This window comes from Arthrobacter sp. zg-Y750 (assembly GCF_020907365.1).
Classification (GTDB): domain Bacteria; phylum Actinomycetota; class Actinomycetes; order Actinomycetales; family Micrococcaceae; genus Arthrobacter_B.
Genome location: NZ_JAJJOC010000006.1, coordinates 72,449 through 92,283 on the forward strand (window position 1 = coordinate 72,449; position 19,835 = coordinate 92,283).

The 19,835-nt window shown below is 66.2% G+C and carries 18 protein-coding genes and 1 other RNA gene; 9 read left to right on the forward strand and 10 right to left on the reverse strand.

Translation table 11 applies throughout. The annotated features are described in order from the left end of the window. Positions 1-67 precede the first annotated feature (67 nt). The 4 genes from LOC57_RS03285 to LOC57_RS03300 form a co-directional block, all read right to left on the reverse strand. A complete protein-coding gene (locus LOC57_RS03285; protein ID WP_227925579.1) occupies positions 68-1,048 on the reverse strand; it encodes a YsnF/AvaK domain-containing protein in 981 nt (326 codons plus the stop codon). A gap of 250 nt (positions 1,049-1,298) precedes the next feature. After that, positions 1,299-2,999, reverse strand: a complete 1,701-nt coding sequence (locus tag LOC57_RS03290) for a long-chain-fatty-acid--CoA ligase (protein WP_229958044.1) — start codon at positions 2,997-2,999, stop codon at positions 1,299-1,301. A gap of 138 nt (positions 3,000-3,137) precedes the next feature. After that, positions 3,138-4,094, reverse strand: a complete 957-nt coding sequence (locus LOC57_RS03295) for an ATP-grasp domain-containing protein (protein WP_227911850.1) — start codon at positions 4,092-4,094, stop codon at positions 3,138-3,140. Between the two features lie 447 nt (positions 4,095-4,541). Continuing rightward, positions 4,542-5,294, reverse strand: a complete 753-nt coding sequence (locus LOC57_RS03300; protein WP_229958045.1) for an SDR family NAD(P)-dependent oxidoreductase — start codon at positions 5,292-5,294, stop codon at positions 4,542-4,544. Positions 5,295-5,406: 112 nt separating this feature from the next. Between LOC57_RS03300 and LOC57_RS03305 the strand changes: the two genes are divergently transcribed. The 3 genes from LOC57_RS03305 (at position 5,407) to LOC57_RS03315 (ending at position 8,388) form a co-directional block, all read left to right on the forward strand. Continuing rightward, a complete protein-coding gene (locus LOC57_RS03305) occupies positions 5,407-6,111 on the forward strand; it encodes a phosphoribosyltransferase (RefSeq protein ID WP_229958047.1) in 705 nt (234 codons plus the stop codon). Between the two features lie 159 nt (positions 6,112-6,270). Beyond that, on the forward strand, positions 6,271-6,867 hold the full coding sequence (locus LOC57_RS03310) for an HdeD family acid-resistance protein (RefSeq protein ID WP_227911853.1): 597 nt from the start codon (positions 6,271-6,273) through the stop codon (positions 6,865-6,867). Positions 6,868-7,101: 234 nt separating this feature from the next. Then, complete coding sequence (locus LOC57_RS03315) at positions 7,102-8,388, forward strand: ammonium transporter (RefSeq protein WP_227925584.1); 1,287 nt, start codon at positions 7,102-7,104, stop codon at positions 8,386-8,388. A gap of 145 nt (positions 8,389-8,533) precedes the next feature. Here the strand turns inward: LOC57_RS03315 and LOC57_RS03320 are convergent, their stop codons facing one another. Continuing rightward, positions 8,534-10,327 carry a thiamine pyrophosphate-requiring protein gene (locus LOC57_RS03320; RefSeq protein ID WP_229958049.1) on the reverse strand — a complete coding sequence of 598 codons (1,794 nt, stop codon included), beginning with the start codon at positions 10,325-10,327 and terminating at the stop codon, positions 8,534-8,536. Positions 10,328-10,525: 198 nt separating this feature from the next. Between LOC57_RS03320 and LOC57_RS03325 the strand changes: the two genes are divergently transcribed. The 5 genes from LOC57_RS03325 (at position 10,526) to LOC57_RS03345 (ending at position 14,601) form a co-directional block, all read left to right on the forward strand. Continuing rightward, positions 10,526-11,059, forward strand: a complete 534-nt coding sequence (locus LOC57_RS03325; RefSeq protein WP_229958051.1) for a dihydrofolate reductase family protein — start codon at positions 10,526-10,528, stop codon at positions 11,057-11,059. A 197-nt stretch (positions 11,060-11,256) separates the two neighbouring features. After that, positions 11,257-11,496 carry a hypothetical protein gene (locus LOC57_RS03330; protein WP_229958053.1) on the forward strand — a complete coding sequence of 80 codons (240 nt, stop codon included), beginning with the start codon at positions 11,257-11,259 and terminating at the stop codon, positions 11,494-11,496. 125 nt (positions 11,497-11,621) lie between these two features. Further along, positions 11,622-12,401, forward strand: a complete 780-nt coding sequence (locus tag LOC57_RS03335) for an alpha/beta fold hydrolase (protein ID WP_229958055.1) — start codon at positions 11,622-11,624, stop codon at positions 12,399-12,401. Between the two features lie 6 nt (positions 12,402-12,407). After that, a complete protein-coding gene (locus LOC57_RS03340) occupies positions 12,408-13,970 on the forward strand; it encodes a PAS domain-containing sensor histidine kinase (RefSeq protein WP_227925590.1) in 1,563 nt (520 codons plus the stop codon). A gap of 139 nt (positions 13,971-14,109) precedes the next feature. After that, a complete protein-coding gene (locus tag LOC57_RS03345) occupies positions 14,110-14,601 on the forward strand; it encodes a GtrA family protein (protein ID WP_227925592.1) in 492 nt (163 codons plus the stop codon). A gap of 7 nt (positions 14,602-14,608) precedes the next feature. On the opposite strand, the gene LOC57_RS03350 is transcribed toward LOC57_RS03345, so the two are convergent. Next, a complete protein-coding gene (locus LOC57_RS03350) occupies positions 14,609-15,988 on the reverse strand; it encodes an NAD-dependent succinate-semialdehyde dehydrogenase (RefSeq protein ID WP_229958064.1) in 1,380 nt (459 codons plus the stop codon). A gap of 95 nt (positions 15,989-16,083) precedes the next feature. Then, positions 16,084-16,881 carry a trimeric intracellular cation channel family protein gene (locus LOC57_RS03355; protein WP_227911862.1) on the reverse strand — a complete coding sequence of 266 codons (798 nt, stop codon included), beginning with the start codon at positions 16,879-16,881 and terminating at the stop codon, positions 16,084-16,086. A gap of 278 nt (positions 16,882-17,159) precedes the next feature. Here LOC57_RS03355 and LOC57_RS03360 point away from each other — a divergent pair, with 278 nt between their 5' ends. Further along, positions 17,160-17,792 carry a hypothetical protein gene (locus LOC57_RS03360; RefSeq protein WP_229958066.1) on the forward strand — a complete coding sequence of 211 codons (633 nt, stop codon included), beginning with the start codon at positions 17,160-17,162 and terminating at the stop codon, positions 17,790-17,792. A 6-nt stretch (positions 17,793-17,798) separates the two neighbouring features. Here the strand turns inward: LOC57_RS03360 and LOC57_RS03365 are convergent, their stop codons facing one another. From LOC57_RS03365 to ssrA, 3 genes are all read right to left on the reverse strand, one after another. Then, positions 17,799-18,101 (reverse strand): hypothetical protein, encoded by a 303-nt coding sequence (locus tag LOC57_RS03365; protein ID WP_227911864.1) that lies wholly within the window; start codon positions 18,099-18,101, stop codon positions 17,799-17,801. 98 nt (positions 18,102-18,199) lie between these two features. Next, positions 18,200-19,243 carry a glucose 1-dehydrogenase gene (locus LOC57_RS03370; protein WP_229958068.1) on the reverse strand — a complete coding sequence of 348 codons (1,044 nt, stop codon included), beginning with the start codon at positions 19,241-19,243 and terminating at the stop codon, positions 18,200-18,202. 163 nt (positions 19,244-19,406) lie between these two features. Next, positions 19,407-19,776: a transfer-messenger RNA gene (ssrA, locus tag LOC57_RS03375) on the reverse strand. Positions 19,777-19,835 lie beyond the last annotated feature (59 nt).

Consider the following 19,835-nt stretch of genomic DNA (forward strand, 5'->3'; position numbering starts at 1 on the left):
AAAACGGCGGGCCCCGGAAAACCCGGGACCCGCCGTCGTCGTGCGTACTAAATTGCTGTGCCGGACGCTAGCGGCCGCGGCCGGACCCGGAACCCGAGCCCGAGCTGCCGCCCGACCCGGAGCCGCCGGACCCGGACCCGCCGGACCCTGACCCGCCCGACTTCCCGCGCCGGATGTCGCTGTCGTTGACGTCCGTGTCGATCTGCTCCTTGCGGACCTCCTCGGAAACGCTCTCGGTATCAGTGACGGTCTCGGTGTCCAGCCGTACCCGCTCCACCGGCTCGGTGTGCTTGGACACCACCGGCTCCTCGGCGTGCAGGGTCACCTCGTGCTCGTCCTCGGTGAGTTCGGCACCGGAGAGGGCATCGCCCGCGTTGGCGTCCGTGATGGGCTCGCGCTCAATCCGGACTTCCTCGTGGCTGACCGGCACCTGCTGGGTGACGGTCTCGGTGACGATGTACTTGCGCAGCCGGGCCTTGCCTACCGCACGGTTTTCGGTGCCGACGTTCAGCCGCTCCTCGGACCGGGTCATGGCATCATCGATGTTTGCACCCGACCGCGAGTGGTCCGACAGGTTGGACGTGCCCGACCCGGTGGATGTACCGGCGGTGCGCTCATCCGAAACCAGGCCGGCGTCGGCGTCCCTCATGTCGGCGTCCCTCATGCCGCTGGTTCCGCTGTCCGTGGTGATGGTGTCCGTCTCGCTGAAGGACTCGGTGGAACCGTCGTCGTAACTGAACCCGTAGTAGCGGTACAGCGTGACTTCTTCTTCGGGGCTGATCGAACCGTCGCTTTCGATCTGCGGCGCGTTCTTGACCTCTTCCTTGGAATAGGGCACCAGGACGTCAACGCCCTCAACGGTTGCCTCGCTCAGGGGAATGAACGTTTCAGACGTGCCGAAAAGGCCGGTGTTGACCGTGACCCATGCCGGTTCGTCGGTCTGGTCATCCAGGTAGAAGGTGCCGACGGAACCGATCCTGTCACCGTTCGGGCCCAGTACGTTGCCCGAACCGGTCATAAGTCCTTCGACCTGCTGATTCGTGATCATCTTGTTCTCCTCGCGACAGCGAATCCGCCGAGTCGGTTGACCGGCGGTAATTCACCCCCGGCCTGTGGAGGAAAACAGCGAAGCGGTCGGTTTCCGCCTGCAGCTCCGGGTGGCCGGTTGGTTGACTTGTGAGTGACCTGGCACACATACCAAGCCCACTTACAATTCCAGCCCCTCGGCCGGAGAACCGTCAATAGGTACCCGAAGCGCGAGGCGTAAACCTCATGCCCCCGCGAAAACGATGATGGAGCTAGGCGTCCTGCAGCAGGGAGTCCCGCACCTGGCGCCGGAGCACCTTGCCCAGCATGGACTTGGGCAGTTCGTCGATGGCGACAATCTTCCGCGGCACCTTGTAAGGGGTGAGCCGCTCCCGGCAGTAGGCGCGCAGCGCGGCCTCATCCAGCTCGGCACCTTCCTGCAGGACGACGGCGGCCACTACCTGCTCGCCGCCGTCTGCCCGGGGCAAGCCCACCACGGCGGCGTCGAGGATGTACTGCTGGGTGCGCAGCACGTCCTCCACCTCGGTGGGGGAAACGTTGAAGCCGCCGGTGATGATCAGTTCCTTGCGCCGATCCACCACCTTCACAAAGCCGTCTTCATCCACGGTGACAATGTCGCCGGTGCGCAGCCAGCCGCCGTCGAGCAGCACCTCCGCGGTGCCCTCCGGGTTGTTCCAGTAGCCGGCGAAGACCTGCGGACCGCGGACCAGCAGTTCGCCCGCAGCTCCGGGCTCGACGTCGTTTTCCGGCGCCTCGGGGTCCACTACCCGCATTTCGGTGCTCGGGAACGGCACACCGATGGTGCCGTTGCGCCGCGATTCGGCGAACGGATTGCCCAGTGCCACCGGTGAGGATTCGGTGAGGCCGTAGCCTTCCACCAGCAGTCCGCCGGAGACCTCTTCCCACAGCTTGACCGTGGCGGCCGGCAGGGTCATGGCGCCGGAGATCGCGTAGCGAATGGTCGACAGGTCCACGCCGCGCTTCTTCGATTCGGTGGCGGTTTTCTCGTAGATCGGCGGCACGGCACAGAAGACGGTGGGGCGGGACTTCTTCGCTGCCGTCAGCACCAGGTCCACGTCGAACTTGGGGAACAGCACCAGCCGGGAGCCGGTGAGCACCGAGAAGGTCAGGTACAGGGTCAGGCCGAAGGCATGGAACATCGGCAGCACGCCGTAAATAACTTCCTTGCCCTCCTGCGCGCCGTGCATCCAGGCCTTGCCCTGCAGGGCGTTGGAACGCAGGTTGTAGTGCGTGAGCATGACGCCCTTGGGAGCGCCGGTGGTGCCGGAGGTGTACTGCAGCGCGGCCAGGTCGGTGACCTGCGGGCGCGGGTGGTCCTGCGCCAGCGGGGCGTTGTCCAGCAGGTCTTCCCACGCCACGGTGCGTTCGGTCTTGGCGGTCAGCCCCTCGCGGGTGCGCCGGACGGAGGGCAGCGGCAGGGTCAGGGCGATACGCTTCAGGCGCGGCATGGCCTTGGTGATGTTCACGGCCACGATGGTTTCCACGGCAACGTCGCCGGGGAAGTCCTGGACCTTCTCCACTGCCTTGTCCCACACGATGGCAACCTTGGCACCGTGGTTCTCGAACTGGTGGCGGAGTTCGCGCTCCGTGTACAGCGGGTTGTGCCCGACGACGACGGCGCCCAGCCGCAGCACGGCGTAGAACGCGATGAGGTACTGCGGGCAGTTGGGCAGAATGATGGCCACCCGGTGGCCCTTGCGCACTCCCAGCCGGCGCAGGCCCTCGGCTGCACGGTTGATCCGGTCCCCCAGATCCTTATAGGTGGTCTCGGCACCGAAGAACTCCAATGCCACCTTGCTGCCGAAGCGTTCTACAGCTTCTTCCATCATGGCGGTGAGGGATTCCGTGGGCAGTTCAATCTGCGCCGGAACACCGCTCTGATAGTTCTTGACCCACAGGGGTTCAGAGGCACGCTCAGCGGCGACGGACATGGAGTTGCTCCTTAAGTTGGCTAAAACTGACTATAGCGAGGCCTCGCTTCCACCGATAAATAACGAGGCCCAAACCACGCCGGTTCCGTCCCGCCGCCGAGGTGTGGGGGAACAGTCAACGGGTCCAAGCGGACGCAGCTAGTCGGTCAGGGACGCCAGGTAGCGGGCCAGCGCGCGCGGTGCCGACCGCGGGGCAACGGCCTCCACTGCGGCGTTGTAGTTGGTGTTGGTATTCACGTCGTAGGTCAGCAGCCGGCCGTCGGCAGCTTCAATGAACTCGATCCCGCACACCTCCAGCCCGTTGCGGCGGGCAAACTCCAGGTACTTCCCGATCACTGGGGAGTCGAAGTCCTTCCGCAGGCTGAACAGCTGCGTGTCGGCGTCCGGGGCAATGGTGGCGCCCGGCGGCATGATGGGCCTCCCGGTGGCCGGGTCAATGGCGCAGGCGTCGGCCGGGCAGAGCTGGAAGCCGCCCCGGGCGGTATCCGCCTTGATCGCATAAATGAACTCCCCGCCCACAATTTCAACGCGGGTGATAAACGGTTCGGCAGCGGAAATGTACTCCTGCACCAGGGTGATTCCGTCCGCCGGTTCCTCGAACTCCGCTGACGCCACGTAGTCCGCCAGCTCACCGTGGGACTCGAACTTCCGCACGCCCAGGCCCTTGCCGCCCTGATTGTGCTTGACGATGAAAGGGGTCTCGAACTCCTTGGCCGCCGCCAGGATCTGGTGGCGTCCGACGGCGGCAACGGTGCGCGGGGTGTCGATGCCGGCAGCCCGCAGGGCAGTCAGCTGGTCCACCTTGCTCATCTCCAGTTCCAGGACCCGGCGGCCGTTTACGGTCCGCCGGCCGTGTGCCTGAAGCCAGGACAGCACGGCCCGGGCATAGTCCTTGGACAATCCGTGGTCCCGCGTATGGGACGACGCACTGATCCGCGACCAGAAAATTCCCTCCGGCGGGACCGCATCCAGGTCCAGCACACCGTCGGTCAGCAGCCATTCCTCCACATGGACGCCCTCGGCCTCGAAGGCCCGGGCGAAGGGCGGAAACCATTCAGGGTTCTCGTGCAGTGCGTAAACCGTGGGGGTGCTCATGGGACTCACTTTCGCCGTGGGGAACAGCCGTGGGGAACAGCATCCCGGGTCCGGATCACGCCTGGCCGGGGCGGCGCCGCCGGGAACTGCACAGTCACCCTAGGCCCGTGGCCGGGCAACGGCCAGCCCGCATGACGTCCCGAGTCACAGGCGTTGGCCGGTCTGGGTGGGTGTCCCGCCCCGCCTTTCCTGCCGCATCCAATTTCCCACGAAGTGTTACTGCTGCGCCGCGTGGGGAAACACCCGTCCCACCAGCACCAGAGCGTGGGAAAACCGCTTCCCCAACACCGGCCCACCCAACGAAAAGGCAAAAATTACCGATTTCCGGCCGAAAACCGGTAATTTTTGCCTTTTCGAGCTGCCAGACCAACCGACCCCAAGGCCCAGCCGACCCCCAGCCCCCAGCCGTCGCGCCGCCCCGCTCCGCGCGTCGTCGTCCGCCTCCGGTTACCGACCCCGGCCTGCGATCCGGGCCACCATCCCCTGCGGGGCGAGACCACTGACCGCGGCGAGCGCCCGGTACCGCTTGGACGGAATCGACACTCCCTTGCCGGCAAAGGCCGCGGCCAGCCCCTCCCGCACCACGCGTTCGGGCTGCAGCCACATCCAGCCCGGGTAGACCGTCTTGTCCATCTGCATGCGCTGGTGGAATTCGGTGTGCACAAACCCCGGGCATACCGCCGTCACAGTGATTCCGCGGTCCTTGTAGTAAATGTTGGCCCAGCGGCTGAAGTTGATGACCCAGGCCTTCGCGGCGCTGTACGTTCCCCGCGGCAGGAAGCCGGCCAGCGAGGCCACGTTGATGATCCGTCCGCCCCCGCCGGCCTGCATGCTGTTCAGCGCGGTGTGGCTCAGCTTCAGCGGTGCGGTGACCAGCACATTGAGGTGGTCCACTTCGGCGTCCAGGCTGTTGTGCGCGAAATCGTTCTTCAGTCCGTAGCCGGCGTTGTTCACCAGCACGCGCACGTCCGGTTCCCGCACACGCGCGGCGACGGCGGCCACGCCGTCGTCGGTGGACAAGTCGGCGCCGAGGTACTCGGTTTTGACGGAGTACCGCCGGGCCAGTTCAGCGGCGGAGGCCTCCAGCCGTTCGGTGTTCCGTCCGGTCAGCACGAGGTTGTAGCCCCGCTCGGCCAGCTGGCGGGCGAACTCGGCCCCGATACCCGATGTTGCTCCTGTAATTACTGCGGTCTGCGTCATACCGGCCACTTTGCTATGCCCGGCGCGGCTTTGGCAACGAGGGCCCCTACCGGCCGGCTGCGTCCGCGCCTAGCGTGAAAGGACCATCCCCTTTTCCGGAAAATGGCTGGTTATGCCGGATCCCCCTCAGCAGCACAATCCCCGCCCGGGCTGGCAGGACCGGGCCGACGCCGGACGCCAGCTCGCCGCGGCGCTGGCCGGGTATGCGGGCAGCACGGATCTGCTGGTGCTGGGACTGCCGCGCGGCGGGGTCCCGGTGGCAGCCGAAGTGGCCCGCAGCCTGGGAGCCGCCCTGGACGTGGTGGTGGTGCGCAAGGTCGGATATCCGCCGCAGCCGGAGCTGGCGGCCGGAGCGGTGGCGGGAATTGCGGGGGTGACCAGCATGGTGCGCAACGAGGATGTCCTGGCGTACTGGCGGACCCGCGATCCGGCGGCCGAGGCGCTGTTCGACGCAGCTTCGGGCGAGCAGCTGGCCGAGGTGAGGCGGCGGGAGGAGCTGTTCCGGCAGGCTGCCCCGTCCCGCCGGCTGCGGGGCAGCACGGTCATTGTGGTGGATGACGGCATCGCCACCGGGGCCACCATGCGCGCCGCGCTGGGCGCCGTGCGGCAGCTGGACCCTGCCCGGCTGGTGGCTGCGGCGCCGATGTCCTGCGGCGGTGCCGCAGAGCTGCCCGCATTCGGGGCCGACGACGTCGTGGTGCCGTGGGCGCCCAGCGGACTGCCTGCCGTCGGACTTGCCTACCGCTCCTTCCCGCAGACCACCGACGCGCAGGTGCGCGAACTGCTTGGCATGCCAGGGGCACCGGGCCTGTCCTGACTATCCCAATAAAGAGGGCATGGCCGCCGTCGCCGGCATGATCCGGGCCGTGCTGACCGGTTCCGACAGCCTTCCCTAGAGAAAGGCGCGGCCCGCGGCAGATACTGGACAGGCCGGTATTTGCCGGAGCCGCTTGGGGGAAACTCTCAGGAGGTCTTGATGTCCACATCAGGCAGCGCTTTCCATCAAGAGGGCGGGTTCGCGTTGGACGCCCTCACCCTGGCCAAATCCGCTATCCGCGGGATCCGCCTCGGACTGGCAACCATCGGGGTGGTATCGGTGGTCCTGGGCCTGCTGGTCCTGTTCTGGCCCGGGGCAACCCTTGAGGTCCTGGCCGTCCTCTTTGGCCTCTACTTTGTGGTGGCCGGCGCCATCCGCATCCTGCTGGGCGTCTTCACCGGACTGGGCCCGGGGCTGAAGATCCTGAACATCCTGGTGGGGCTGGCCCTGGTGGCCGTGGGTGTGATCGCCATCCGCAATCCCGCTGCATCCCTGACCGCGCTGGCCCTGGTCATAGGTATTGCCTGGATTGTGGAAGGCGTTATGAGCCTGGCCGAGTCCGACCGCGGGGGCTCCCGCTGGTTCGCCATTGTGCTCGGTGTCCTGAGCATCCTCGCCGGTATTGTGGTCCTCTTTATCCCGGTGGAATCCCTGGCTGTCCTGGTGATCTACGGAGGGATCTTCCTGGTGGTGCTGGGCATCATCCAGATTGTCCGGGCCTTCACCTTCGGCCGCGGCATGCCCCGCAACGCCTGACGTTCAGCAAGCTCCCAGCAGGTGCCCAGCCAGCGTTAACACAGCGCTAACCCGGCGGCGCTCCCGTTCGTAACATCCCGGCACCACCATGGAATCAGTGCCCCGCATCCACCGGGGGCGCCGGTCAGTACCGGGGGGCTGATCCGTCCATCATCCCCCGCCCGGCTGTTGCCCGGCCCTGTTGACGCAGCGCCCATGCAGACCCGGGCCCCCGACCCGAACGGGAGTACCTCCATGGACTCTGGAAACACGGCCTGGCTGCTGGCCAGTTCGGCACTGGTCTGCCTGATGATCCCCGGGATCGCCTTTTTCTACGGCGGCATGGTGGGTTCACGGCGGATCCTGAACATGATGATGATGTGCTTCGGCGGAGCCAGCCTGGTGGCCGTCCTATGGGTGCTGTACGGGTATTCCGCAGCGTTTGGCGATTCGCTCGGGGGCCTGGGCCTGCTGGGTAACCCGGCAGAGTTCTTCGGCCTTTCCTCGCTGCTCACCGAGGACCCGGCAGCGTCCATTCCCCTGGCGCTGTTTGCCGCCTTCCAGCTGATGTTCGCCTGCGTCACCACCGCCCTGGTGGCCGGTTCCGCCGCCGGCCGGATGAAGTTCGGTGCGTGGATGGTCTTTGCCGGACTATGGGCCACATTGGTTTACTTCCCCCTCGCGCACTGGGTCTTCGCCTTCGACAACGAGGACGGCACCGTGGTGGGCGGCTGGATCGCCAACCAGCTGGGCGCCATCGACTTTGCCGGCGGCACCGCCGTGCACCTGAACGCCGGGGTGGCCGCCCTGGCCCTGGCCCTGGTCCTGGGCCGCAGCAAGGGCTGGCCGCACAGCCACGGCCAGCCGCACAGCCGTCCGCTGATCCTGCTGGGGGCCAGCCTGCTGTGGATCGGCTGGTACGGCTTCAACGCCGGATCCGCCCTAAGCGCCGGACATTCCGCCGCGGTTGTATTCCTTAATACTGCCGTCGCGGCCGCCGCAGGACTGCTCGGCTGGGCCCTGATGGAACGCATGCGGTTGGGCCGGTCCTCCAGCCTAGGCGCGGCGTCGGGCCTGATCGCAGCACTGGTGGCCATCACCCCGGCCTGCGGCGCCGTCAGCCCGCTGGGCGCCGTGGCCATCGGTGCCATCGCGGGACTGGTCTGCTCGCTGGCCATCGAGCTGAAGTTCCGGCTCGGCTTTGACGACTCCCTGGACGTGGTGGGCGTCCACGCCGTCGGCGGCCTGCTCGGCACCCTGCTGATCGGCCTGTTCGCCACGGACGCCGCCCCCAACGGGGTCAGCGGCCTGTTCTACGGCGGCGGTTTCTCGCTCCTGGGCATCCAGGCGGTGGCCTGCCTCGCGGTGCTGGCCTATTCGTTCGCGGTCACGTGGCTTATTGCCAAGGTGCTGCAGCTGACCATTGGCCTGCGCATCCCGGAGGAGAGCGAGCTCAAGGGCATTGACCTGATTGCCCACTCCGAATCCGCCTACCTCAATGACGAAGAACCCGTGGAACTCGGCGCGCCGACCCGCTCCTAGCCCCCTCGAAGGCAGGTCCGGTCCGCCGAAAGGAGGAACGGGCGCACCCCGCCGGGGTGCGCCCGTTCCGTTATCGGGGCCTTCGCCGCAACGGGCTCAGCAACGGGCGGAGCGCCGGGCGGAGCGCCGGGCCTAGCGCCGGGCCTCAGAGGTCCCCGTACAGGCCCTCTTCCTGGGCCAGGTAGGTTTCCAGCATCCGGCGGGAGTGTTCACCGGCGGCGCCTTCCTGGTCCAGTCCGTCCTTCATAGTTTCCGCCTGCGCCGCACCGGCCGGGAAGGGCGGCAGCAGCGGCACGGCTGGATCGGTGACAACCTCGATCAGGAACGGCCGCTTGGCCGCGAGCGCCACGTCCCAGGCTTCTCCCAGCAGTTCCGGATCCTCCACCCGGATGCTTTCCAGGCCGAGCAGCTTCGCGTATTCGGCGTATTTGAAGTCCGGCAGCGACTGGCTGTCCTCAAACCGCGGGTCGCCCTCCATTTCACGCTGCTCCCAGGTCACCTCGGCCAGCTCCCGGTTGTTCAGCACGCAGATGACAAACCGCGGGTCCTCCCACTTCTGCCATAGCCTGCTCAGGGTGATCAGTTCGGCCACCCCGGCCATCTGCATGGCACCGTCACCGGAGAGCGCCACCACGGGACGGTCCGGGGCGGCGAGCTTGGCGGCCAGGCCGTACGGCACCGCACAGCCCATGCTTGCCAAGGTGCTGGAGAGGTGCGCCGGCACGCCTTCGGGAAGCTGCAGGTGCCGGGCGTACCAGTAGACCGAACTGCCGACGTCGACCGCCACCTGCGCGTTGGCCGGCAGCCGCCGGTTCAGCTCATAGACCACACGTTCGGGGTTCACTGGTTCCGCTTCGGTCATGGCGCGGACGCGGGCCAGTTCGTGCCAGCGGCGTACGCTTTCCTCCACCTTGCCGCGCCACGGTGCGTCGGGTTTGGCGTCCAGCAGCGGAAGCAGGGCATCCAGTGTCGGGCCGGCGTCTCCGGTGATGCCTACCTCCACCGGATAGCGGTTGCCGATGGCCGAGGCGTCCCGGTCAATCTGCACGGCGCGGGCGGATCCGGGCGTCGGATAGAACTCGGTCCACGGGTCATTGGAGCCGATGATCAGCAGCGTGTCGCAGTTGTTCAGCACGTACCCTGCGGAGGCGGTGCCCAGATGGCCCATGGTGCCGGCAGCCAGCGGCGCGGTTTCATCCACGTACGGCTTGCCCAGCAGGCTGGTGGTGATGCCGGCGCCTGTCTTTTCGGCCAGGGCAGCCACCTGGGCGCGGGCATGCCGGGCGCCCTGCCCCACCAGCAGCGCCACCTTTTCTCCAGCATTGATCAGGTCCGCGGCGGCGCGCACATCCGCTTCGAGCGGCTGGATGCGGGCCGGGCGGAACACCGGGACGGTGTCCAGGATGCCGTGCTCCTGCTCCAGTTCCGGCGCCGGCGCCTGCTGCACGTCATGCGGAATGATGACGACGGCGGGGGTGCCGGTGGCCAGGGCCTTCTTGAAGGCGCGGTCCAGCACCAGCGGAACCTGTTCGGGGGAATTGATCTGCTGCCGGAAGGCCGAGGCCACGTCCCGGGTCAGGTTCATCAGGTCCACCTCCTGCATGTAGGAGGATCCCAGGACGCTGCGGGACTGCTGGCCGACAATGGCCACCACGGGCACCCCGTCCAGCCGGGCGTCGTACAGTCCGTTGAGCAGATGGATGGCCCCCGGCCCCTGGGTGGACATCACCACGCCCACGCCGCCGGTGTACTTGGCGTGCCCCACGGCCATAAAGGCGGCGTTTTCCTCATGCCGGACCTGGATGAACTCGGGGTCCCCGCTGCGGCGCATGGCGCCGAGCACGGTGTTGATGCCGTCTCCGCTGTACCCGAACACCCGCTGGACGTCCCAGGCTTTCAGCCGGTCGACAATCAGGTCAGCTACGAGCCGCTCGCTCATATGTTCTTCCTTCCGCGTCCCGCCCGGTGCCGTCCGCCGGCCGGATCCAAAATAGTCAGGCTGCTTATGGTGCGTGCTTCCCAACCTATCCCAGAAGCTGGCGGAGCGCGCCGGAAGGCGGGCGCAATCCGGTGCCCGGGGCTACCGTTTGGGACCGTCCACTGCCCGGCACTGCGGGGGCGCCGGTAGTCTTTCGGCATGCCCAAGGTCATCTATTACGTCGCCTCGTCCCTGGATGGCTTCATCGCTACCGAGGACAACAGCCTGGACTGGCTGCTGCAGTTCGGTTTCGAAGCGTTCCAGGCGCACTATGACCGGTTCCTCGCCGGCGTGGGGGCGGTGGTGATGGGCGGGGAAACCTACCGCTGGCTGCGCACGGAGGAACCGGACACCTGGGCCTACCGGCAGCCGTGCTGGGTGCTCACCAGCCGGGAAGAGACCGCTCCCCCGCAGGCCGACGTGCGCTTCGCGTCCGGCGACGTGCGCGAGGTGCTTGCCGCAGCCCGGGATGCTGCCGGTGAACGCGACGTCTGGGTGGTGGGCGGCGGCAATGTGGCCGCCCAGTTTGCCGACGCCGGACTGCTGGACGAACTGTGGGTGACCTACATGCCCGTTGCCCTGGGCAACGGCCGGCGGCTGCTGCCGGTGGACGGACCCACCCCGCCCATGCACCTGGTGGCCACCACCCAGTTCAACGGCGGAGCGGCCGAACTCCGCTTTGCCGTGGGCTAAGGAGCAGGATCGCAGCAGCAATTGAGGCCGCCTGCCTCCAGTACCAAAAACAGGAATTCCCGTGTTTTGCGCAATTCGAATTACGCACCTCCGTGCCACCATGGCAGCATGCCGGCCCGGACCTTTCCCTTTTCCCCGCACACCGCCACCGCGCTCGAGGTGGGCGACATTGTTCCCGTACAGTCGCCGTCGGGCGCTTGGGCATGTTTGCAGGTGGTGGAAGCCTGCAGGTGACCGGGGATGCTCAGCCCAACGACGCCGGGCAGGAACGCTGGTACGGGCACGGCTACGTCGGAAAAACCACCAGCGTGTGGGGATGGATAGCCACCATCCGGGTTGCCCGGGAAGCCGCGGATAACCAGTGGCCTGAAGATCGGAAATCCCCGGTGGAGCTGCACGCTAAACGCATTTCCGAACGGAACCAATATGGCGTCTAGAGCTGCCGGGAACCTGTAAAGTGTGCAGTTGAATCCGCTGTGGGGCAGGGGCGGACATTGCATCAGAAGAAAAGCAGGCGCAAACGCACATGACAACTGATATCCGCACTCGGAACAATGTTCGAGTGCTGGGACGCGCCCACGGCCCGGTACTGCTTTTCGCCCACGGATTCGGCTGCGACCAGGGCATGTGGGAGGGCGTTCTTCCCCGCTTCACGGATGAGTACAAAGTGGTTGTCTTCGACCACGTGGGCGCCGGCAATTCCGATGCCGCTGCTTACTCTCCGGCCAAGTACTCCAGCCTGAACGGCTATGTGGATGACGTCCTGGAACTGTGCGAGGAACTGGACCTGCAGGACGTCACGTTTATCGGCCACAGCGTAAGCGCCATGATGGCTATTGCCGCCGCCGCCGCCGCACCCGCACGGCTGGGCCGGGTCGTTCTCGTGGCCCCGTCCCCCAGTTACATGGACCACCCGGAGGACGGCTATGAAGGCGGCTTCAGCCGGGCCGACCTCGATGATCTGCTGGAGTCCCTGGACACCAACTACCTGGTCTGGGCGGCAAACATGGCGCCGGTCATTATGGGCAACCCGGAAACTCCCGCCCTCGGCGCCAAGCTGGAGGGCAGCTTCTGCCGGGTGAACCCGACCATCGCCCGCCAGTTCGCCCGGGTGGCGTTCCTCTCCGACGTCCGCCACCTCCTGGCCCGGGTTGCCGTTCCGGCCCTGATCATGCAGGCCTCCTCGGACCTGCTCTGCCCCGAGCACGTAGGCCGGTACCTCCGTGACGGGATGCCGCAGAGCACCCTGGTGCAGATGAAGGCCACCGGGCACCTTCCCCACGTCAGCGCCCCCGACGAGACCGCAGACATCATCCTCGACTTCCTGCAGCAGCCAAAGTAGCCCGCGGTGGACCGGCTTTTCCCGCTCGACTACGAGGAACTGTTCAACAACGCACCCGCCGGGCACATCCTCACCCTGGAAGACGGCACCGTGGTGTCCGCCAACGCCATGGTGCTCAAATGGATCGGTAAATCCATTGAAGAGCTGCGCGGCACCAGCCTGCTGAAGCTGCTGCCGGTGGGTGACCGGATTGTCTACACCACGCACGCCATGCCCCAGCTGGGGATGAACAAGGCGTTCGCGGAACTCGCCGTCGACCTCATGGGACCCGGAGGCCAGCGCATTCCGGTACTTCTTTCCGCCACCCGCACGCCGGCAGCCGGCGACCGGCCCGCCCTTGACCAGATTGTCGCGTTTTACGCGCACGAGCGCCGGTTGTACGAACGGGACCTGATCTCGGCGCTGCGCACGGCTGAGGACGCCGAGTCTGCCCGTGCTGCGGCGGAAGCGAGCCTCACCGCCCAGGCCGTGGTGCTGCAGGAAAAGGACGTGGTGCTGCAGGCTTCGCTGCTGGAGAGCCTGCGCAAGGAATCCATGCTGGAGACCATCCTGGACACGGTCCGGGTGGGTGTGGTGGTTATTGACGAGGACGGACGACGGATCCTGACCAACTCGCGCCAGCGCCTGCATGAGCGTTTGGCCGCCCCCTACTTCACCAAGCGTCCCACCGAGGGCGAAATGCTGATTTTCGGCCCCGACCGCTCTACGCCGGTCCCGCTGGAGCAGCGTCCGGTGCAGCGCGCGGGCCGCGGACAGTCCTTCTCGGACCAGCTGGTCTGGTACGGCGAGGGCGAGGAACAGAAGGCCCTGAGCGTATCTGCCCGGTCCATGAAGGGCGACGACGACGCGTTCCGGGGCTCGGTGATCGCCTACAGCGATGTCACCGGCCTGGTCAACGCCGTGGCAGCCAAGGACGACTTCGTGGCCAACGTTTCACACGAGCTGCGTACCCCGCTGACTTCGATCATGGGTTACCTGGAGCTGGCGCTGGACGAAGAAGATTCCATTCCGTCCTATGTGGCGTCCTCCCTGAAGGTCGCCCAGCGGAACTCGGAGAAGCTCCTGCATCTGGTTTCCGACCTGCTTTCCGCCGCTGCGGGGTCCACCAGCGTGGAGCAGGAAGTCACCGACCTCAGCGAACTGATCCGCTCCTGCATCACTTCCGCCGAGCCGCGGGCTGAAATCAACGCCGTCGAGCTGATCGCCCAGGTCCCGGAGTCCCTGCCGGCCATGGTGGATCCCAAGCGCATCTCGCAGGTGCTGGACAACCTGCTCTCCAACGCGGTCAAGTACTCGCCCGACGGCGGCCAGGTGACGATCCGCGCCTGGCGCACTGACGCGGGCGCCACCATTTTGCAGGTGGCCGACTGCGGCATCGGCATGACCGAAGCCGAGCAGGCGGAGGTATTTACCAAATTCTTCCGCTCCGGCACCGCCCGCCGCGCGCAGATCCCCGGCGTGGGGCTGGGCCTGGTCATCACCAAGCGCATTGTGGAGGAGCACGGGGGCACCATCGCCATGGAGAGCGAAGCCGGCAAGGGAACTGTCTTTACGGTCACACTGCCCTGATTCCGCTTGCGTTTTACCCGATTTTGCGGCCAAATGCACGGTGTGCAATCATCCGAAGGTAAAAGTCCCACACCTGCGTGATTGCACGGCTTGGGCAGGAAGCTGCGTCCCGGTGCGAACGCGTTGAACGGATTCGGTAATGGCTAAAACCAACAAGGTGCGCGCGATCGCCCGCCGCCTCGGCTCCTTCTCGGCTGTGGGAGCCGTGGCCTTCGTGGTGGATGTGAGTTTGTTCAACATCCTCTCCTCCACCCTGATCCAGGACAGCCCCATCCTGGCCAAGACCATTTCCGTCCTGGCAGCGACCACCGTCTCCTGGCTGGGCAGCCGCTACATCACCTTCCGCAAGCTGCGCACCCGCAGCATCCGCACCGAATCCCTGCTTTTCGGCCTGACGAACCTGGTGGGCCTGTTCATCGCCACCGGCTGCCTGTACGTCTCCCACTACGTCCTGGGCTACCGCAGCCAGTTCGCGGACAACATCTCCGGCAACATCGTGGGCATTGCCCTGGGCAACATCTTCCGGTACTTCGCCTACCGCTACGTGGTGTTCAACGGACCCAGCGACCACGCGGATGCTTCCCGGCCGGAGCCCGAAAGCGCGGAACCGGAAAGCACCCGCGCGGCCTAGTCCGTCCTCAGCGCTTGGCCGGGGTGCGGACCAGCTTCTTGTTGACGAACTCGTCCATGCCGTAGCGGCCCAGCTCGCGGCCGACGCCGGACCGCTTGACGCCGCCGAAGGGCAGGTCAGGCTGGGTGCTGGCGGTGCCGTTGATCCAGACCATGCCGCTTTCCAGCTGGTCCGCCACCTCCAGTGCCTTGTCCTCATCGGCGCTGAAGACGGTGCCGCCCAGGCCGAACGGTGAGTTGTTGGCCAGCTCCACGGCCTCATCCGCGCTGGCCACCTTGTAGATGACGGCGGCCGGTCCGAACAGCTCCTCGGAGAAGGCCCGCATGTCCGGGGTGACGTCGGTGAGCACGGTGGGCTGCACGTAAGCGCCGGGGCCGTCGATGTGTCCACCGCCGGTGCGCAGCGTCGCCCCCTGCTCAACGGCGTTGCGGATCTGTTCCACCAGCCCGTCCGCTGCGGCCTGCGAGGAAAGCGGGCCGAACCGGGTTTCCGGATCCAGCGGGTCGCCGGGTTCCATGGCCGCCATCCGTGCGGTGAACTTCTCCACGAACTCCTCGTAGATGTCCTCCATCACAATGAACCGCTTGGCGGCGTTGCAGGCCTGCCCGGCGTTGTTCATGCGGCCGGCCACGGCCGCCTTGACGGTGGCATCCAGGTCCGGGCTGTCCAGGACAATGAACGGATCGCTGCCGCCCAGTTCCAGCACGTACTTCTTCAGGTTCCGGCCGGCCACCTCGGCAACGGCGGCGCCTGCCCGTTCGCTGCCGGTCAGGGATACACCCTGGATGCGCGCGTCGGCGATGATGTCCGCGGCCTGCTCATTGGTGGCAAACAGGTTGATGTAGGCACCTTCGGGCACGCCGGCGTCGGCGAAGATCTGTGCCATGGCCAGCGCGGACTGCGGGCAGTTGTTGGCATGCTTGAGCAGCACGGTGTTGCCCAGCACCAGGTTGGGGCCGGCGAAGCGGGCCACCTGGTAGTAGGGGAAGTTCCAGGGCATGATCCCCAGCAGGGGGCCGACCGGCAGGGTACGGACGACGGCGGTGCCGCCGCCCTTGGGTGCCAGCTGTTCGTCGGCCATAAAGCCGGGGCCCTCGGTGGCGTAGTACTCGTAGATGTTCGCGGAGAGGGCTACCTCGCCCTTCGCCTGGGTCAGCGGCTTGCCCATTTCCGTGGCAATGAGTGCGGCCAGTTCGTCGGCGCGCTCCCGGTACAGTTCGGCAACCCGGGCAACAACCTTTGCCCGGCTCGCTACCGGTTCGTTGCGCCAGGCGAGGTACGCCTCGTGGGCGGACGTGACGGCCTGGCTGATCTGAGCATCGGTGGCTTCGGGGAATTCCTGGAGGGTCTCTCCAGTGGCGGGATTTACGCTTTTGTAAGCAGTCATAACGGCCACGCTACTCCGGCGTAGCGAGTCTGCAAAAGTGGATTTTTTCGGGACTAAATCGTCCGGAATCAGCGTTTTAGCGCAAATAAGCGCAGTTATTCGCGTCCGGTGTCATCTTGGTCCGGGTTCTTGTGCCCGGTTCCTTCCGCGGCGCCTTCCCCGGATGCAGGGCGGGGCCGTGGCCTCAGGCGGGGGCGCCGGAGTGTGGGCCGCGGCCAACCTGCTGCCTGCCGCTCGGCCGGGCGGGTGCGGCGGGGCAGCTTGACGGTGAACTCGCCCGGGCCGGGCAGCCGCCAGCCGCGGCGCCGGGCCATGATGCACAGGACCGCGCAGGTGCCGATGGCCACGCCCATGCCCACGTTCTGCATTCCCAGGCTGTACAGGACCACCATTTCGGCGGCCGCCACCAGCGCGCCGGTGGCATACAGGGTGTTGCCGCCGAAGATTGCCGGGACGCGCCCCACCACAATGTCGCGGATCATGCCGCCGCCCACCGCCGTCGCCACGCCGATCAGGATGGCAGGCAGCCAGTCCAGGTCCACGGCCAGGGCCTTGGCGGTACCGGTTGCTGCCCAGCAGCCAAGTGCGAGGGCGTCGATCACAATCAGGAAGCGGTTGGCCCATTTGCCCTTGAGTTCAATGGCGTACGCGATGAAAGCACCGGCAATGGCCGTGAACAGGTAGGCGGGGTTGGTCAGGGCCACGGGTGTACCGGCCTGCAGCAAGGTATCGCGGAGTACACCGCCGCCCAGGGCAGAGGTAAGGGCCAGCACAATGAAGCCCACCGGGTCCATCCGCAGCTGTCGTGCCACGGCTCCGCCCAACACCCCGTTGGCCAGCACTCCGGCGAGGTCAACGGCGTCGAAAACCTCCGCCGGGTCGAATAAGTTCACGCCGCTCCTGCTGTTTCCTCCGGCCGTGTTGCCGCCGTCCATTCTACGGTGGTCTGCGGCTCCAGGCGGATCCGGGGCGTCCTCAGCAGGGCGGTATGGACACTTCGGCTCATGGCCGCACAAATGGACTCATGCAATACTCGGGGGCAGTCATTCGGTCAGATCCAGGGGGATGGAAATGAAGTTTCAGACTGATGCATGAGTCTGTATATCGAGGACACCGCGAAGAGCACCCGGAGTTATGCGAATGGAAAACTGGGCGTGAAAGGCCTGGAACAGTGAGCGAATTGACTCCACGGTCCCGCGGCCGCTCCGGCGCCGTCATACTGGCACTTTTGATCACCGCCGCTGCCGCAGGATGCGCGCCCTCGGTGCAGGCAGAATCCCAAGAAACGGAGACATCCACGGCAGCACCTCTTTCCGCGGAAGAGTTCGCGGACATCCAGCAGGAGCTGGAGAAACTGGTTCCCCTGCTGCAGCAGGGGACGGGAGGCGCCGCAGAACTGGCGGTCGACAAACTGCGGGAAATCTCCTGCCTTCGCCCCGAAATCGAGGAACAACAAAAGCAAACAAGCTGGATGTCGGAATTGAGCGCGACGGCGCAGGACGCCACCGCAGCCAACGCGGCACAGGAGCAAGTTGTCTCCACCTTGGAACAGGAGGGATGGACCGTCGACCGGGAAGCCGGGTATGCCGACGAAACCGACGGCCCCGTCCGCGAAATAGTGCTGAGCAGCGGAGGCCTTCGCGCCACGGTCACCTACGAACGCGGCGAATCAAACCCGGGGCACTTCGTCACGGTCTTCCTGCGCACCAGCTGCCTGGAACACCCTGCGGACCACCAGATGCAACGCTCCCCGCTGGATCCCGACTACGGCAAAAGCAGCCAGTACTACCCCGACGGTGCCTGACCCCCGCTAGCGCTCGTTTGAATCGTCTTCTTCGGATCCCTGCGGATAGCCGTCGTCATCCACCGGGACCTCCGCCTTCTGTTCCAGGATGTCGGCCTCGGACCCCTCGGGATAGACCGGGCCACTGGGGCCGGCGTCGCCCGCCCCGGGAATCATGTCCTGGTCCATTCCGTCCGCCTCTGAACCGTCGCGGTGGATTTCCCCGGCCGGGCCGGCGTCACCGGCGCCCGGAACGGTGGGAATGTCCTGGTCTGCCCGGTCGGCGTCCGATCCGCCGGGCATGATGGGAAGGTCGGTTTCCTTGGTCATCAGCGTCCCTCCAATGCGGTTTGCCGCGGCCGCCGGGCGGCCCTGGTTCTTCCTGTCTACCACCGAAGCCGGCCCCGCTGAATACCCTCCCGGACGGATCAGGCCAGGTCCAGCACCACCTTGATGTCGCCGTCGCGGTCTTCGAAGGCCTGCTCGTAGTCGGCCAGGGGAACCCGGCGGGAAATTATCTTGTCCAGCCACGACGTGTCGGCTTTGGCCAGTGCCTCGGCCGCCTTGAGGTAGTGCCGGCGGTTGGCGTTGATGGTTCCGAAGACCACCCGGTTGTCCATCACCAGGGACAGGTTCAGCGCCCCCAGGTCCAAGGACTCTTCACCGCCTTCCTCGGAGACCCCGGTCAGGCAGGTGACGGAGTTTTTGGCGCCGTTCTGCAACACCTCGCGAATCACGGCGGGAGCACCGGTGCACTCGATGGTGATATCGGCACTGACGCCGGATTCGGCGAGGGACTCGGTGTGGAATACGGCACCGAGTTCCTTGGTGAGGGCTTCCTTGGGTCCGCCTTCTTCCAGGTCGAAGACATGCACCTCCATTCCGCGCTGGATGCCCAGCAGCGCGGCCAGCAGGCCCACCGGTCCTGCACCGGTTACGGCAACCACGTGCGGGCGGAAATAGGCGCGGCTGCCAATCCTGTCTACCTGTTCCCATGCCTTGGCGAGGATGGTGGCCGGTTCCAGCAGCACGCCCACGCGTTCCAGGGAAGGCTTCAGCTTCACCATGTCCTCCGGTTCACCCCGCCAGCGTTCGCGGGCAAAGCCGTCCAGGGCTTCGATGCCGTGCTCGGTGTAATTGCCGGTATGGCACATGTCCCATTCACCGGCAGCGCAGGCACGGCAGTTCTCCGCACAGGGACGGCGGACAATCCCCACCACCAGGTCCCCCGCGGCCAGCCCGGAGCCTTCCGGCGCTTCCAGCACCCGGCCCAGGTTCTCGTGGCCCATCACCAGGTAGTCCCGGCCCTCGGGAGCAGTACCGAACTCGTCCGCGATCACTTCCCGGTCCGTGGCGCACAGCCCCACAGCAAGCGTTTCCACCAGTACGCTGCCTTCGGCCGCTTCCGGCTCCGGCAGGTCCGCCAGGTCCAGCGAATCCTTCTGCCCGGGGGTAATGGTCAATGCCTGCATGGGTGTCCCTTCACGCGTACCGAGTTTCTTCCCCCCAGATTAGCGCCCGCTCAACGCGGCGTTGGAAGCGCATGCCGCCGGACAAAGAAAAACACCCCGGTCCGAAGACCGGGGTGTCAACGTTGACCCGACTCACCCGTAAAGGATGTCTCGGCGCAACATACGGTGGAGATGGGGGGAATCGAACCCCCGTCCGGTGTTGTATTGTCAGGGCTTCTCCGGGCGCAGTATGCGTCGGATTTTCTCGGCCCCAGCCATCTTGCAAACGAGTGGCTGATCCGGGCCCAGCCGTCATAAAGTCCCGAACACCCCGACGGCAGAGGTATTCAGCAGTGGCCCTCTAAACGACGCCAGCATCCGGAGCGAGAGCGACTCCGGGCTGACGGACTACTCCGGCTGCTTAGGCAGCGAGAGCGAAGTCAGTGCGCATAGGTTTGGCACTTATTTTTTTGCAGAGAGCGTTAACGAGATAACTCTGCGTTCTCGGCCCGCTTCCCCTGGCTCAACAAACATCGTCGAAACCGATCATCCCCGTGTTCAGTTGCCAAGTACTTCCGGTGTTTCTTCAACTGCGTGTTGCCTCAACTGCCGG